This window comes from Bacteroides sp. 90-K9/2, from assembly GCF_047310725.1.
In the GTDB taxonomy this organism is placed as follows: domain Bacteria; phylum Bacteroidota; class Bacteroidia; order Bacteroidales; family Bacteroidaceae; genus Bacteroides; species Bacteroides vicugnae.
In genome coordinates, this window is sequence record NZ_JBCGVL010000003.1 from 33897 (window position 1) to 50644 (window position 16748).

Below are 16748 nucleotides of genomic sequence, written 5' to 3' on the forward strand. Positions count from 1 at the left end.
AGAATAAAAATGAGCATGAAAACTATTTTCAGAGTATTCATCCTCCTGTTTTTTTCCATCGGAGGGCAAATAAGTGTCAATGCACAGACAACGACACCCTTTGAAATGGTGTTCGACGCCTGTAAGAAAGCATGTGAAGCATTGGACGGCGGCTTTGCCAGTGGTGAGCAACTGCTGGCAGTAAGCAAAACGCTGCGTGATGCAGCCCCTATCCCATTAACCGTCAAACAAACTCAGGGCGATGTCTTGAGCCTGAAAGGACATCTGGTCTTTGATTACGAATTTATTCAAGCCTGCGTTGATAATGAAACAATCTATGAAATCGCGGACAAGTATGCAGCAGAAGCGAGGATGAGAGGTGATAAGGATTCCGCCAACAAAGTAAGATTAGATACCAAAATGGTGGCTGCCGGTCAGACCTGTACTTTCGAGATTCCGAGCTGTTCGGGAACCTCGCAGATAGGCTGTGTGGCAGAGGTGAACCGTTCTTTCAGTTGGAAAATAAAGACAATCGGTTATCAATCGAAAAGTGAACGGGAATACAAATGTAATGACAGCGTCCGGAAAGGGCTTCCTTTCCGAAAAGAAAAGGTTAGCTCGGACGAGCGGTATAAAATCATCGTCTCGATCACCAATAGAAGCAAGAGAGACGGGAGCTTTGCCTTGATCTTATTTTAATCCACTAAAATTTCTATTATATGCGACAATTCATTCTATCTCTATTAGCCTGTCTGTGTCTGACAGCCTATTCACAGACTGCAAGCCAAGCCGACCTACTGGTTGAAGAAGCTCAAAAACTAGAAAGTAAACAAGATTACACAACCGCCATTACCCAACTGAAACAAGCGGACGAATTATATGTCAAAACGGGAAAGACACAGAGTGCGGAACGTGCTACCTGCCTGCACATTTTAGGCCGCTGTTATCTGAATCTGGAGCGTCCCGAAGGACTAACCTATACACAAATGGCAGCAGATATGCGCAAGACCATACTGGGTGAAACAGATATCAAATATATTTCCTCCCTGAACAACATAGGACTCTACTACCTGACTGTTGCAAAAGACTATCATAAAGCAACAGAAATTCACAGCAAGACATGGGAACTGTGCAGTCGCATTCAGCCTCGTCCCGAACAGGCATCCATGTTTCATCTCAATCTCGCCCGCTGCTACATAGCTTTAGGGGAAATGGATAAAGCAAGTGCCATCGTAGAAGAAGAAATAGCCATCAGTAAAAAGATGTATGGCGAAAAGTCCCTTTCAGTAGCCCGTCAACTCCAGCAGATAGGTTCGTTGTACTACCTGTCGGAACGTAAAGACGTAGGGGTAACTTATTATGAACAGGCCTTCAATATCTTTCCTGACGATTCAAAAGAATACGAGCAACTTCTCAATTGGATATCGTCCATCTATCTGGAATTGAACAATCAGCCGAAAGTATTGGAATATATGAAATTGGCAGAAGCTCACAATAAAAAAGAACTGGAAAAGCCTTGCGACGAGCCCGGTTGCCTGACCGAGCGCGCCCAGTATTTTGCCAGTATAGGTGACAACGACAAGGCAAGGGCACATTTTCTGGATGCTTTAAAGAAATGCGATGTGAATACCCATAAGGAGATCGTTTTTAAGGTACGCCACTACTATGCGCAATTTCTCTCCGGAATACAAGATCACGCATCCGCCGGCGAATACTACGAACTGGCAGCAGACATCCTTCGCAACAATCCTGCCGAACAGGCTAAATTTGCATTGGAGTCTTATCTGGGCGGACTCAATTATAGCATTGCTGCCAAGTATGAGGCCTCCAATCGTATGCTCAACCAGGCACTGTCGGTTTATGCACAGATGTTGCCGGACAGACTGGACAAATATGTAGACACCTCCATTGCATTATGCCGTAATTATGGATTTACCAAGGAGTATGGAAAAGCCCTCGAAATACTTGCAAAAGCCGAAAAACAGCTTCCGACGGGTGATAAGTCAGACAAGATGGGGGAAATTCTCCGTTCCAGAGGAAGTATCTTATACCGACAGAAACAATATGCAGAATCGGCAGCAAACTACCAACAGGCTGCAGACATTTACAAAGTTCTTCCCGGTAGTGATGTAAAATATCAGGATGCACTTAGCAGTCTGAATCGTTGCCACACCATGATGGGCAATGAGACAGCCGCCAGACAGACAGAACAAGATGCGGAACGTCAGCGAATGGCGGTTTTAAACAGGCTATTAAAAGAGAGTCTTGAACAACTGGATGCTTATCGCCTGCAATGGGGAGAAGACGGGTTGATGTATGTCTCCGCATTAGGGACTATCGCCGATATCTATTATACCCAAGGACAGACCGACAAGGCATTAGCCTATATGGAACCTTTCCTCTCCGGCGAAACAACCGCACTGCGTAATCTTTTCCGTCTCTCGAAAGCCGATGAACGCCTGGCATTCTGGAAGGATATCCGTTCCTCACTGGACAGTATTCCCCTCCGTGCAGCCAATATCGCCGCAACAGGTACGCCTGAACAAAAACAACGTTTTGCCCGGTTAGGTTACGATGCATTATTGTTTTCGAAAGGTATTATGCTTAATTCGTCTATTGAACTGGAGTCTCTGATCCGCGCTTCGGGAGATAAGTCTCTGCTCGACCAATACAACAAAGCTGCCCTTATGGCGGAACAAATTTTATCCATGCAAAGTGAACTCCCGAATGCAACCAATCAGACGGAAGCACAGAAAAATATCATCCGCCAAAAAGAGGAGTATGAACAGTTGCAACTGAACCTGATGCGAAAGTCTACTGATTTCGGCGACTATACCCGTTATCTTTCCGTCAAATGGCAAGACGTACAAAAGCATCTGCATGGAAACTCCATCGCCATAGAATTTGCTCTCATAGACGATGAATTACTAGCTCCGGACAAACATCTGGCCGCTTTCGTACTTCGTCCGGGCGACGCGTCTCCCACCGCAATCAAGTTAATGAGTCAGAAATTGCTATTGAAAGAGATGCAATCGCCTACGGCTTTCACCGCAACCGAAAACGGGGCACATTTCTGGAAAGCGCTGGATGAATATATCAGCAAAGCGGATACCATTTATTTTTCACCTGACGGGATACTTCACCAGTTGCCTGTAGAATATCTTCCGTATGGAGCGGGTAACCTGCCGTTAGCATTCCGGAAAGCCGTCTATCGTTTATCGTCAACAAAAGAAATCGCACTCGACAGAGTTTCGCTGAACTACTCATCAGCCGCACTTTTCGGAGGATTGGACTACGAAATGGCTTCAACCAAAGTCCGCAATATTGTTTCTACAGATCATAACTCCGGGAAATTCCGTAACGGACAGAATGGGTATCATGAGTTACCATATACGCTCAATGAAGTAAATAACGTAAATTCCCTGCTGAAAGAAAAGAAGATTAAAACCAATCTATTCATAGGTGAAAACGGAACGGAAAAGCAGTTCCGGGCACTCGACGGCAAAGCTGTTTCGTTAATTCACATAGCTACTCACGGAGACTATAAAGAATTGAAGCGACGTGAAGCCGATGATGCGATGAAGCATTGCTTCCTGATTATGTCCGGCGCCAATGCCACGGAAGAGAATAACGACGGACTGCTCCGTGCAGATGAAATCAGTGCACTAAACCTCCGCGGTTGTCGTATGGTTGTTCTTTCTGCCTGCAACACCGGTCAAGGTACTCTTGGTGCGGATGGTCTTTTCGGTCTTCAACGAGGCTTCAAGAATGCAGGAGTACAAACCATCCTCATGACACTTTCAGCTGTTGACGACCAGGCCTCCATGCTTCTCATGACTAAATTCTATGAGAACATCATTTCAGGGTTATCCGAACGACAGGCTCTTATCAAAGCACAACAGTACCTTCGTGAGAACGGATATGCAGACAGTAAATATTGGGCACCATTTATCTTGTTGGATGCAGGCAGAGCGCCTATTCCTCATCCTTCGAGATCTTGAACCCTAGTTTCATAATCAGTTTCAAGGTTTCCACCGAAGAATTTCTGTCGTACACCTTTTCTTCTTCAGATAATTCTTCATACGGAACCAGGCACGGATGCTGCTTCAGCACATCATCCCGCTTTTTTCCATACGTCCAACCTTGTTCTATTCTGGTTTTCGACCAGACTTCATGAACATTCTTAGCCATCTCTTCTACCAGGTATTCCAACTCCTTCGGGAGTTGGATATGTCCTGTATCCACCGGATTGGGAATATACTCTTTCATTTTATGATTCATTATTTATATATTAGCAGAACAATTTTCAGTTCTTTTTCAATCTAAAACTTAGCTCAACCACACACTGATCATAAGGGATGGTTTCCGGATATTTACTTCTTAAAACATCATTATCGACGATGCATTTATGCTTCTTCTGCTGAAAATCTTTATCTCCGTCACACGTTACAAATCCTTGCAGTTCCATACATGCATTCCAACGCAAATGTTCGCACTTACTCAAATTATCAAATAATGTACTGGAAACAACATCACAAACCTTAGAATAGTTCAATGTATGGGCTTCACGCTGCGTCAGTTCAACCATTTCTTTCAACCTTTCCTTATTATCTTTGCCATCCTCTCCCATGGCCCCGGCTAAAAACTTTTTGGTATCGATATGCCATACGTTAGCCCTATCCTGCTCTTCCTGATAAGCCAATTTAATTTGTGCATCCAAGCTATGCTTGTCCCGCAATGCCTCTCTACGCGCATTCCATTCTTCTTCCGCTGTTTGCTTCAGACTTTCCTTCGCTTTCTTCTTCTCTTCAATTTCCTTCTCATTCGTTCCAGGCATTGCGTCAATCATAATTTTCTGATATGCATAATAAAATTCCTTTGCCAATACTTCAAGCACATCTGTCGATACCACATCGTATGAGAATATTTCTTCCTGCGCTCCAAAAGTTATGATTACATTCCGGGTATTGCCATAAATATTAAAATACTCTTTTATTTGCTTCAGCTGAATGGTGTTGCAACTTCCATTGACGCGCAGATAAATCCTAAAGTCATTGAAACAATCCTTCCTATATCGATAGGCATATTCGTAGAGATCAATCGCCAATGCCATCCCTTCATTATCATTTCCTATAGCAATTACAACATAGTTTAGATCATGAATGATTTCAGAGAGTTTTTCCCAGAAACGTTCGGAATGGATAGACATTTCTTCACACCATTCCAACTCATTTTTCCTCTCCTTCAAGGCAGGTGCTTTCATTAAAAAATCACCTTTCAATTCATCCATATGTTCATCAACCACATATATTTTTCGAGGATTCCTATTGCCATTTGCATCGATCAATGCCCCAAACTCATATAGAAAACGAAATGCGTCACGCCCGGTTTCTCCAAAACCAATAATCATCGACGTAAAAGGTTTCTTTACACAAGCCTTCGAAGTATCGACATCTGCAAAATTCACGGGATGATTCCTTACATTCTTTTTTAATTGCAATACAGCAAGATTAGACGAGTCGATGATATGAATCTGATGTTTCAACCCATCACATATTTCCAACTTCTGGTTCTGGTTGTTCTTACGCGCATGGCAATAAATCTGAACCTGATTATGGACTCTGTCTTCTTTACATTTCGCTATTTCCTTAAAAACAGACACCGCCTCCAGATTCAGCTCTTCATTGGGAGACAAAAAATAGAAAGTTGCCTGCGGGTACTTCTTGATTAGGTTTCCCAATCTCCTCAATCCGAGATATTTGTATAAATCAAATTCCGATTTGACTTTATCTATAACCCGGCCTGTAATTCCAAATTTAGAGTTAACCAGTATGCCGTCAAGCTCTTCTATCTTTTCTATGAATTTTTCAGTTCCGTCATGAGACGAATTAAAGAAATGACTGAATGTGAACCGACCATGAGAACTGCTTTCATTAGCAGAAAGCAACCTCACAAAAATGAATCTGCAATTCTCCCATCCTTCTTCATTCTTCCCCTTTGGCTCTGCCGCTTTTTTTCTTATACTGTCAGCCAGCAATATCGCATTATCATTGACACCCCAGAAAATAAACAGCCGGCATTTCTTCTTACTTGGAAGATTCGCCACACATAACCGCACCCATGAGATGAATCTGAATCCTAACAGTTTGATGATAAAAACCGCACTCACTATAACGGCCAGGAAATGTATCACAGAAAATATCGTCATGTAGAAAGGATCATGATGCAGTTCTTTAGGAACCTCCAAAAGATCGGAATGCGAAGCGAACATTTCCATAGAAGACAGAGCAGACCTAAATGCCAATGCTATCGAATTACTGTCACTCCCTCCCTCATTGAAAGCGTACCAATATATCAGGAAACCTGCAATAAATACTGTACCTGCAATCCATTTCAGGTTATCTACCAAGAATTTCCGTTTCTTAAAAAGCAGGTATACTAAACCTATCCCGATAATGATTAACAAAAGGGTAGAATACCCCCATTGATTTAAAAAACAAGGGTCTGTCGCGTGCTGTGCATTGCATTCACCAGTTTGAGAGATTATTGTGCTTAACATATACATATTCGATAGATTGATTATTTATTCTACAAATTTATACAAAATATTGAATAACAAATAGGTTAGTGACAAAAAACTCCGGCTTGTCAACTTCCACATCACAATTTCACTCCATCCCAATGCATCACTGCCACCCACTCTGTCGGCTGACAAGTTCCGCAAGAACGGTGCGGAACCGTAGCGACCACCAAGTCACAATGGGAAGACAGTACGATTCTTAACTCCTTCAGCAACATATCCATTTGAATGATTAAATGAAGATATTTCGTCATACACCGGATCACCCGTACATACTGATAAATGCACATATCCTCTCCCCGCCTTATCTCCCCTAATGTTTTAGGAGAGATAGCTAATTCGCTTATGAAAAAATTGTTACTAAAAATACGATCCGTATCCATTAAAGCCAATACCAAATTGCTTAAGAACTCATAAGGTTCCTGTTTTTCTTTTGCCATGTCACTCGATGATTAATAAATTATAATATTTCATTTTTTATTTGCTTTATCAAGTACTATCCACATAGGGAAGCAACCCTATTTTTAATATCCCGACCTTTGTTCCCGTTATCTGATAATCAGGTAGCGCAATCCTACAAAAACAATTTTATATGAAAGTCTTAGAAGAAATCAAAGTCTCAGTTTACAAAAACGTGTATTCAAAAAAGCCCCAAGTCATGTCTTTCCTTGAGGTCATCATCATGTGTATTCATCCTGTTTATGCAACGATCATCAACTCTATCCGCCGATATCATGCGGAAGGAGACCATGCCGCCGCACAGAAATTGAAGAGTCAACTCCCCTGCTTCACTCCGGCGGGCACATTTGACGGAGCGCATGCCATCAAACATTTTCTGCTCCCCAGCCATATTGTCGGGCTTGATTACGACCATGTAGCCAATCGTCTGGAAGTTATTCAACGATGCGCGGCAGATCCTCATACGGTGGCAGCAATAGAAAGTCCGACCGACGGTGTGAAAGTCTTCGCCTATGTGGAAGGTATCGAAGGCCGCCATCGTGAGGGGCAACAACTGGTGAGCCGTTATTACAACCAGTTGCTCGGATTGGAAAGCGATCCGGCGTGTAAAGATGAAAGCCGCCTCTGTTATTTCAGCTATTCCCCCAACGGTTATATTGCCAGTCTTTATCAGGCATTTGTTCTGGAACCGCCTGTAAAAGAAGAACCGGAAAATGTATCTGAAGAAGAAATCTCCCAATTTATTTCGTCCTATATTTTCTTTCATCCGCTAACAGCCGGTCAACGCCATTCCAACGTCTTCAAACTTGCCTGTGAAGCCTGCCGTCGGCACTATCCCCAAGAAAGCATATTACGCGAACTTACCGCATTTTTCGAACACACGGATTTTCGTCCCGAAGAGCTAACGAGTGTTTTATTGTCTGGATACAAACAAGTTAATGAACATACACCCACTTCCACCCCAGCCAACGGGCCTTCCTTTCAAAAGGACATAAGGACAAAAAGACCTTATGGTACTACAGAAAATTCCGATGCCGACGACGAAGCCTATTGGTTGGGAGAGGAATTCCGGAAAGGAACTCCTTTATTTCCCCGAAGTTTGTACAATAATCTTCCCGATTTACTGAATGACTGTATCATTGAAGACGGAAGCGAACGCGAACAAGATGTCGCTCTCCTTTCCGATCTCACAGCCTTGAGCGCAGCACTTCCGCAGACTTTCGGAATTTATAATCATAAGAAATACTCCACGCATATATTCAGTGTCATACTTTCGCCTGCCGCCAGTGGTAAAAGCATCGCCCAAACCGGACGATACCTGTTGGAAGAAATACATTCAGAAATTCTTTCCACCAGTGAATCCATGATGAAAAACTACCAGACTGTACATAATAACTGGCAATCAGAATGTCAAAAACAGAAAAAGAAAGGAGATGCATGCTCCGAAGAACCGCAAAGACCTCCTTTCAAGATGTTATTCATTCCTGCCACCACCAGTTATACCCGCATGCAAATGCAGATGCAGGACAACGGTCCACAGGGAAGCATCATTTTCGACACGGAAGCACAAACGCTATCCACAGCCAATCATCTGGATTGTGGCAATTTCGACGATATGCTCCGCAAGGCTTTTGAGCACGAAAATATAGAGTCTTCCTACAAAGCCAACGGCCTCATTCCAATCTATATACGCCATCCCAAATTGGCTTTGCTGCTGACGGGTACTCCCGGACAAATAGACGGCCTGTTGAGCAGCTACGAAAACGGATTGCCCAGCCGCACCCTGATTTACACTTTCCGCGAAGCCCCGCACTGGAAAGAGATGGGCGACGACTGCATCTCGCTGGAAGATTCTTTCAAACCGATCGCGCATCGTGTTTCTGAATTATATAACTTCTGCCTGGCTCATCCGGTTCTTTTTCATTTCAACCGCCTGCAATGGAACCGTCTGAATGAGATTTTCTCACGTATGCTGTCCGAGGTGGCATTGGAAGGCAACGATGACCTCCAAGCCGTAGTGAAACGCTATGCTTTTCTGGTGATGCGCATCAGCATGATCCAGACCCGTATCCGGCAATTTGAGGCATCCGATCTTTCTTCCGAGATTTATTGCACGGATGCTGATTTTGAGCGTTCTCTTCAAATCGTTCTATGTTGTTACGAGCATAGCCGTTTGTTGCACTCATCCATGCCGTCTCCTTCGGTCCGTCCACTGAAGAATCCGGACACTATTCGTAATTTCGTTCAAGAGTTGCCCGACAGTTTCACGACAGATGAAGCGATTCAGATTGGCGCAAAATATGATTTCAACCATCGTAAGGTAACACGTCTGCTAAAATCGCTTAATGGAGTAAAGATCAATAAGATATCCCATGGTTCTTACACCAAGATGAATGAGCAATAGTCACATCTGTCCTTTTTGTCCTTTTGTCCTTTTGAAGAGTCCGGAAAAACATCGGGAGATTTGAAAAAAACATCGCAATGATTGAAATCAAACATTGGGAAGTTTCGATACAAATCTCCCGGTGTTTTTTCTTTTTATCTGTACGCCTGTGTGCGTCACTATGCGCCATGCCGCTTTCCCGATGTAGTACTTTTGTCATGTAATCGATTACAAGGCAATTAAAAATTAATGATTTAAAATTAAAAGTTATGGCACAGAATTACACTCTCATGGCTCGTAAGAACCTGTTGAAACCTAATGAAACTCCGAAGTACTATGCAGTGGCGCGTAGCGGTCGTAAAGTGACGGTCAAAGAAGTTTGTAAACGTATCACTGAACGTTCTTCTTATTCCAAAGGTGAACTGGAAGGTTGTATCGGTGAGTTTTTGCTCGAAATCGTCAATGTACTGGAGGAAGGAAATATCGTCCAGATGGGGGATTTGGGTAATTTCCGTATGAGTATCAAGACCGGTACTCCTACCGATACGGCAAAGGAATTCAAGGCATCGTGCATCAATAAGGGCAAAGTGCTCTTCTATCCGGGTAGTGATCTCCGCAAGTTGTGTAAGACGTTGGATTATACATTATATAAGAGTGATTCTTCCACTGATTCGGATAAAGATCCGCTTCCTGATGATGGCGGTGATGATAATCAGGGAGGTTCCGGCAGCGGGGAAGCTCCGGATCCGGCAGCTTAATCCGTCAGTTACGGGTTGGTTATTGAGTTTATGATGTATCAGTAGTATTTATTCTTTAATTCAAATTTATATGAAAAAGCAACTTTGGAAAAACATTCTCCAGTTTATCGTGACTATCGCGACTTCAATCATTTCAGCTATCGGTGTAACGTCCTGCGTGGGGCATTAATCTCCTGCTGACCGATATGGAAAATTCAGAAGAAAGCTATCTCCCACGTGAGATTAAGTTGTTGGTGATTCATTGCAGCGCAACGCGCTGCAATGTTTCCTTCACCGTAGAACAGCTTCGACAATGTCACCTGCAACGAGGTTTCAAAGATATAGGGTATCATTTTTACATCACCCGTAACGGGGAACTTCATCATTGTCGCCCGGTATCGGAGCCCGGTGCGCATGTGCGAGGTTTCAACCGGCATAGTATTGGAATTTGCTATGAAGGTGGTTTGGATGAAGAAGGTCGTCCGGCGGATACGAGAACACAGGCGCAGCGCTTCGCGCTACTTGACTTGTTGACGATTCTCAAACATCAGTATCCGGATGCGCAAATCCTGGGACATTATCAGCTTAGTGCTTCGATTCATAAAGCTTGTCCTTGTTTTGACAGTCAAAAGGAGTATATGGATATATAAAAAGAACTACGGGAGCTGGCGAAAGTGCAGTCTCCCGTAATTCTTTTTTATGTTTATATCATTTATAGTTCTCCCGGCTTTCCCAAGTAATAGGTAATAAGCCGTACTTCTCTCACAGAAAATGCCTTTGTCTTCGGATGAAAGTCCGTAGATAGTATCTCATTCATCAGCGGCTTGCATCTCCGCATCCACCTCCGGAGTTTATTGACCGAAGCACGAATTGTCAAATCCGGAAAATACATCTGGGCCAACTCTTGTTTATTATAACATTTCACTACAAAATCTGAATGTTCCATCGTTTCCTTATTACTGTTTTCTATGCTATAAAGTTACAAATATTTCAACATATAAACAAAGAAATCTGATATTATTATCCAGTATTATGAGAATAAAAAGAAATATCAACGATCTTCACAGACAGTTGATATAGTGGGAAATTCACATCGGCTTTAACCTCCGATGTCAGGGCGTAGATCAGAAATGCACCGTCGTGCTATTTCCAATCCACAATGTAGGAGAATCATGCTTTTTACAGCATGAAGCTAGGGACCTACATTTTTTCATCTCACATGCGAAACACTCACGTGTTTATTACATCTCAACATTTTATTTTATACCATTTCTTATTGCCATATCATTTAAATCTAAATTTTTCACATCTTCATACATAATTATAAAACGACATTGTAATCTTCCAACACGACACACTCTATATACAGTTAGCAATCAACCATAACTGATAAAAGCATATATATATGAGTACATTAAATTAGCTCTCATTTCTTGTAGTTCTCTCCTCCCTATATACCTTTAAGCTCTCCTTTTGCATGATTTTTATGAAATCATGCAAAAGGATCTTTATAACGTCCCAGTAATTGTTTAGCAAAGTAGTAAAAGAAACAAATATCGTCAATAAAATAACGTCTAAAAAGGCGCTTCGGCTCTCTTAGAAAACGATAAAACCACTCCATTGCCATTTTTTGGAATAAAATAGGAGCACGTTTAATATTACCAGCTTCAAAGTCAATAGTTGCTCCAAGAGCCATAAAAATTTTTATATTGAACATCTGACTACGATATTTAGCTATCCACTTTTCTTGTTTTGGAGCACCAACTCCCACTAATAATACAGTTGCACCGGAAGCATTTACTATATCAATCAATTCCATGCATTCCTTTTCATTCTTCTCAAATCCAAAAGACGGAGAATGAGTACCAACAACAATCTGCCTCCCTACTTTCCTGTTTATATTTTCCATTGCTTTATTAGCAACTCCTTTAGCAGCACCTAATAAAAAGATTCTGCAACCAGGATCATTGGCATGATAATTGTAAAATGCCGGAAAGAAACTTGAACCAGGAATAGCTTCAGGTATCGGATGTTTTAACAGTTTGGATATCCAATACAAAATCCGACTGTCGGACACCACCCAATCCGCTTGCCGATAGCTCTCATAAAATTCCCGATCATGTTGGAGCTTTACCAAGTGGTCAATATTGGGAGTATAAAGAACTCCCTCATTCAACTCACACAAAAGTCTACTTTGTGTAAAAGGCTGAATATCAAGATTCAAAAAACAGATTCTATTTTCAGCTATCATTTGCTTTGACTTTAGATCTCTTTCATTTTACTTATCAACACTCGTGAAATTTCATCAGAATCATATCGACCAGCCGTCTTCACGGCTTGCCATCTCATCGCATTTCGTTGTTTATCAGTAAGTTTATAAAAATAAATAACTCTTTCTACCAATTCATGACTATTGCCAGCCTCAAATAAGAAACCTGTTATTCCATCTTTAATATATTCTGGTAAGCATCCAATATTAGAACCAATTACAGGACATCCGCAGGCCATTGCCTCCAATCCGACGAGTCCTAAGCTTTCATAGAGTATGGTTGGAAATATCATGATATCAGCCTGATTAAATAATTCATTTAACTCATGGTGGTTTTTAGGACCGAGATAACTACAACAATCCAACAGGTCAAGTTCTTTGATTTTCTTTTCTAAAAGTTCAGTCTGCGCTCCATATCCAACAAACACTATATTTTTTCCTGCTATTTTTCCTCTCGACTTCAACTCTGAAACTGCATCTATAAGAACATCCCACCCTTTTCCAGTATCTATTCTTGAGACATAAAGAATTGTACCTGTTGAGATTATGTGACTATTCAAACACGTAAACACTTTTTTGTCCACACCACCGGATCCACTTACAAACAATTGTTTAGAAACTATTCCAGGAATCTTATCCAATACAATATTTTTAAAGTATTCTGACGGCACTACTATCAAGCTAGACTTAACAAGCAGCGGAATTGCAATACTTAATAGCTTCTCTGATGTTTTATCAATCGTGACGATATCCCCCCCATGGATATTCATAACCAGTTTAAATTTCCTAAAGCACCTACAAAATCGTAATGCTGGAGCGGAATGTGTTATTTGATGATTATAAATAAAATCATATTTCGTAAAAAGCGTCTTATAGATGATGGTAAAATAAAAAATAATATACTTATATACTTTAACTATAAAGCTATTAGAACGACCTCGAATAAAACAGCAATCGAAAACGATATCATTCGTGTTATGTTCTATACTCTCCTTAAACATCTTTACAAATGTTCCATATGTTTTATCCTTTTCTGAAGGATACATATTTGAGATCAATAAAATTTTCATTGTTTCTTAAACATAGATGCCAATTTTACATAAATCAAAGCGATATAGTAATTAGGTAATTTTAATAATATTCTAAAAGGTAAAGGAAGACTTACAAAATACTTCCTATCCATTTTTTCTACCATTCCACGTGTAAAATAATAATATTCTTTATATCCCAGTCTGCAACACTTCACTAAATCACGCGCATAAATTTCCGCCTTAGAAAAGTTTAATGCATCTACATATTCAATACCCTTATCTTGGAAAAATTGCTCTAAGAGGTTCACAGAGATCATCACTTGTTCTGCAAGTTTAGGAGAATATGTAGCTGTATATGAATTATTATTTGTACAATTATAATGGTATAGTGCATCATTTATACTGCATACTTTTTGAGCATAAAAAGTTAACCTAGGCATCTGTTGATAATCTTCAGCATTATTTATTCCTTCAAGAGATTGAACATCATTATCAATATATAAGCATAGTCGTATAAGTCTTGCCCAAACACTTACTGGCACTTTTTTTCTTAATAACTGCAAAGTCATCTCTTTAGGAGTATTATATATAGGAGAAAACATTGTGGAGAATTTCCCTTTAGGCAGATGAACAATTGTATTGCATGTAACAATGTCAGCATCGTTTTGTCGTTGTGCACTAACAAGTTTTTCTACCATATCCAACTCTACAAAATCATCTGAATCTACCCACATTACAAATTCTCCAGACATCATACTAACAGCCTTATTTCTTATTGCTGACGAACCAACATTTACAGGTTGCCTTACTATTTTAACCTGCTGCATCCTAGCAGGATAATCCTCTAAAGTAGCTTTAAGTATACCAATACTATCATCTGGAGAATTATCATCAATAAATATATATTCTATATGAACATAAGTTTGTTCAAAAAGACTCCGGGCACAACGTTCAATATAGGACTCAACATTATATATCGGTACACCGATAGATACTAATGGATTCATAAATAAATTCTATTACAATGAAAGCCAAGAAGGAGGAAATATTTCAGGAATTTCATCTCCAATCCATTTCTTTGGCTTAATAACTAATTCTTTTTTATTTCCTAACATTGCCCCCCAAAAACTAAATGTGCTGTTGGCTATAATACTAGCCGTACATAAGGACATTAAATACATATCCAAATAACTATTCTCCTTCTTATTCCAATCTATATAATAAGCATTAGGTATATTCAGATTCACCTTAACCCACGGAATATCATCAGAAAACACAAAAAACACAGGTTTTTGGAACTTCTCTTTCATTACACTTATAGCCGACTCATAATATTGAGGCGTACAAGACTGTAAGAATAAGTCTTTACGACAACTATCGCAATAATCTCCTCTTCTCACATGCACTGATACTGAGTTCGTATTTCGTATCAAAGAGAGTATATCATCATTTTTCTTATTTAGAAATCCCTCTCTGAATCTCATTTTATCTACATTATTCTGGAAGTATTCTTTGTTTTGCCAATATCCGTCAAAGTAAACTTTCCAAGGCGAAAGTTGATCCTTCCCTATAAAATATTTTAATCCAAGCCCTCCCAAGGCTCTAATAAAAAAGGCAGAAGCATCACTTATAACAGTATGGGGCGGAAGTTGAATATCAAAAACCTTATCAACCTCAAGCCCATTATGTTTGTTGAGAATATTTCTGTTGTAATATCCATAAATATTTTGATTAGGATAGTTATCTCGAAGATATAAATAAAATAAATATTGAAATATCTGATTTCCGAGTCCAGGAGTAAATAAAACAATTTTCATGAGTGAATTTTATATTTATTATCGAAGCTAATTCCTACAATTACAATACCTGTTCTCCATATTACTTGCAGCTTGCATTTTTGGACTAAATATCAATGCATTCATCAAGGCAAATGGAATCCCCATAAGACCAGAGAACAGAAGATGTCCAGCGAAACATGATGCTGCAAGTATAAAAATATCCATTCCGAAAACAAACTTGGCATATTGACTTTTCTCCCTGTACCTAAAAGCTTTTACAATGAGAGAAAAATAAAATGAATAAACAATAATTAATCCAACGATTCCATAGTTGAGTAACGTATCCGCTTGATCCATTTCTACAGTTCTAGCTCCCCCCATTCCAAATAGTTTAACTACAATATTCCCTTCTTCCCACTCTGCTCTCTCTTCCTCCCAAAAAGTATCACGTGAAGAATAGATGGCATTTACCCCATCTTTATCAAAGAAATACGTCCAACGATCAATTGCACCGCTATACTCAAGCAATGCATAACCACAGTATGATACCACGCATATTATAGAAAGTAAGACGATTAGCTTTATTTTTGACATTTTCAAGAAAGAACGAAAAATGCCATATTTCATGTGTACAAATGGAACTAGAATCAAACTTGTCAAAACAAGAAGTATGCCCGCCTTTGTTGTAACCAATAGAGCCGCTATTAAAAAAAGCAGGTTAATAACCAAAAGAATAATCTTCTTCGTAACATACCTATTATAAATAAAATAATAAGAAACACCATATAGAACAGCTTGCATTCCAGACATCTCATTGTGGGCATACATAAATCCCTTACACCCCCAACCTTCACCATAGGCATAATATCCTACTCCCAACAACCCACTATAAATATTCAACAAAAGTACAATAGAATTTATATAGAATATCACTTGTATATCCTTTTCTTGTATACTTCCCGATTTAAACACAACAACGGCAGCATAATATATAAAAACAACATTTACAAATTTCAATAAATGGTTTATGGTTGGAACTATTTGAGAATCCGTATTAAGAATGACGAGTAATAAAAAAGCAGGAATATAAATTACGGTAAAAAACAGTAATCCTTTGAATCTTGGCGATGAACATAATATTTTAAAAGCAACTGACAAAATAAACGCCTTAAAAATAATGCCAATGGAAGATTCCATTCCCTTATTAAGAAAAAATCCGTTTATAGTATCCACTATAACCAAAAAGAATAATGGCTTCACTAGTAATTTACTGTCACATTTTATACTCATTATTCGTTCAATTCATTTTATTTTCTCTCGAAAAGACAACATCTTTTTCCAACAATATTACACACCCAATCACTCATCTTATCAAAAACAGCATTCAACAGGTATCTCCTTATTAATTCAATATAAAAGTGACTAGAAGCATGATGATGGAATACAACAAAGTTCCAATCAAGTTCTTAAACATTTTTTTGCTCAACAAATTAACGAATTGATGAATATAAGGAGATATAAAGAAAATAATA

At 39.8% G+C, this 16748-nt stretch carries 15 protein-coding genes; 6 read left to right on the plus strand and 9 right to left on the minus strand.

Annotation, left to right across the window (positions count from 1 at the left end; all coding sequences use genetic code 11):
• Nucleotides 1-9: 9 nt before the first annotated feature.
• Entirely contained in the window at nt 10-678 is a 669-nt protein-coding gene (locus AAHJ11_RS09495) for a hypothetical protein (protein ID WP_074558988.1), read from the plus strand.
• Nucleotides 679-698: 20 nt separating this feature from the next.
• Nucleotides 699-3980, plus strand: coding sequence for a CHAT domain-containing protein (locus AAHJ11_RS09500; protein ID WP_413579427.1), 3282 nt, complete (start codon nt 699-701; stop codon nt 3978-3980).
• On the opposite strand, the gene AAHJ11_RS09505 is transcribed toward AAHJ11_RS09500, so the two are convergent.
• The 3 genes from AAHJ11_RS09505 to AAHJ11_RS09515 all read right to left on the minus strand — a co-directional run bounded on the left by AAHJ11_RS09505 (nt 3955) and on the right by AAHJ11_RS09515 (nt 6999).
• The gene (locus AAHJ11_RS09505; RefSeq protein ID WP_320979164.1) at nt 3955-4248 is read right to left on the minus strand and encodes a RyR domain-containing protein; all 294 of its coding nucleotides are present in this window, start codon (nt 4246-4248) and stop codon (nt 3955-3957) included. The two genes, AAHJ11_RS09500 and AAHJ11_RS09505, sit on opposite strands and share 26 nt — an antisense overlap.
• A 37-nt stretch (nt 4249-4285) precedes the next feature.
• A complete protein-coding gene (locus AAHJ11_RS09510) occupies nt 4286-6544 on the minus strand; it encodes a hypothetical protein (RefSeq protein ID WP_413579428.1) in 2259 nt (752 codons plus the stop codon).
• Nucleotides 6545-6639: 95 nt separating this feature from the next.
• Nucleotides 6640-6999 (minus strand): hypothetical protein, encoded by a 360-nt coding sequence (locus AAHJ11_RS09515; RefSeq protein WP_148367890.1) that lies wholly within the window; start codon nt 6997-6999, stop codon nt 6640-6642.
• Between the two features lie 152 nt (nt 7000-7151).
• Between AAHJ11_RS09515 and AAHJ11_RS09520 the strand changes: the two genes are divergently transcribed.
• From AAHJ11_RS09520 to AAHJ11_RS09535, 4 genes are all read left to right on the plus strand, one after another.
• Nucleotides 7152-9422 (plus strand): DUF3987 domain-containing protein, encoded by a 2271-nt coding sequence (locus AAHJ11_RS09520; protein WP_148367889.1) that lies wholly within the window; start codon nt 7152-7154, stop codon nt 9420-9422.
• A 248-nt stretch (nt 9423-9670) separates the two neighbouring features.
• Entirely contained in the window at nt 9671-10159 is a 489-nt protein-coding gene (locus AAHJ11_RS09525) for an HU family DNA-binding protein (protein WP_148367888.1), read from the plus strand.
• Nucleotides 10160-10229: 70 nt separating this feature from the next.
• A complete protein-coding gene (locus AAHJ11_RS09530; protein WP_004303901.1) occupies nt 10230-10328 on the plus strand; it encodes a smalltalk protein in 99 nt (32 codons plus the stop codon).
• A gap of 16 nt (nt 10329-10344) precedes the next feature.
• The gene (locus AAHJ11_RS09535; RefSeq protein WP_217723665.1) at nt 10345-10788 is read left to right on the plus strand and encodes an N-acetylmuramoyl-L-alanine amidase; all 444 of its coding nucleotides are present in this window, start codon (nt 10345-10347) and stop codon (nt 10786-10788) included.
• Nucleotides 10789-10850: 62 nt separating this feature from the next.
• Here AAHJ11_RS09535 and AAHJ11_RS09540 read toward each other — a convergent pair whose 3' ends face one another.
• The 6 genes from AAHJ11_RS09540 to AAHJ11_RS09565 form a co-directional block, all read right to left on the minus strand.
• Nucleotides 10851-11084: a DUF4248 domain-containing protein gene (locus AAHJ11_RS09540; protein ID WP_004296628.1), complete on the minus strand. Its 234-nt coding sequence runs from the start codon at nt 11082-11084 to the stop codon at nt 10851-10853.
• Nucleotides 11085-11630: 546 nt separating this feature from the next.
• Complete coding sequence (locus AAHJ11_RS09545; RefSeq protein WP_320982833.1) at nt 11631-12389, minus strand: WecB/TagA/CpsF family glycosyltransferase; 759 nt, start codon at nt 12387-12389, stop codon at nt 11631-11633.
• Nucleotides 12390-12400: 11 nt separating this feature from the next.
• Entirely contained in the window at nt 12401-13477 is a 1077-nt protein-coding gene (locus AAHJ11_RS09550) for a glycosyltransferase family 4 protein (protein WP_320979953.1), read from the minus strand.
• On the minus strand, nt 13474-14445 hold the full coding sequence (locus AAHJ11_RS09555) for a glycosyltransferase family 2 protein (RefSeq protein ID WP_320996232.1): 972 nt from the start codon (nt 14443-14445) through the stop codon (nt 13474-13476). Before AAHJ11_RS09555 ends, AAHJ11_RS09550 begins: the two co-directional genes overlap by 4 nt.
• 12 nt (nt 14446-14457) lie before the next feature.
• Nucleotides 14458-15255 carry an alpha-1,2-fucosyltransferase gene (locus AAHJ11_RS09560; RefSeq protein ID WP_320982835.1) on the minus strand — a complete coding sequence of 266 codons (798 nt, stop codon included), beginning with the start codon at nt 15253-15255 and terminating at the stop codon, nt 14458-14460.
• 27 nt (nt 15256-15282) lie between these two features.
• Nucleotides 15283-16506 (minus strand): O-antigen ligase family protein, encoded by a 1224-nt coding sequence (locus tag AAHJ11_RS09565; protein WP_320982836.1) that lies wholly within the window; start codon nt 16504-16506, stop codon nt 15283-15285.
• Nucleotides 16507-16748: the final 242 nt, after the last annotated feature.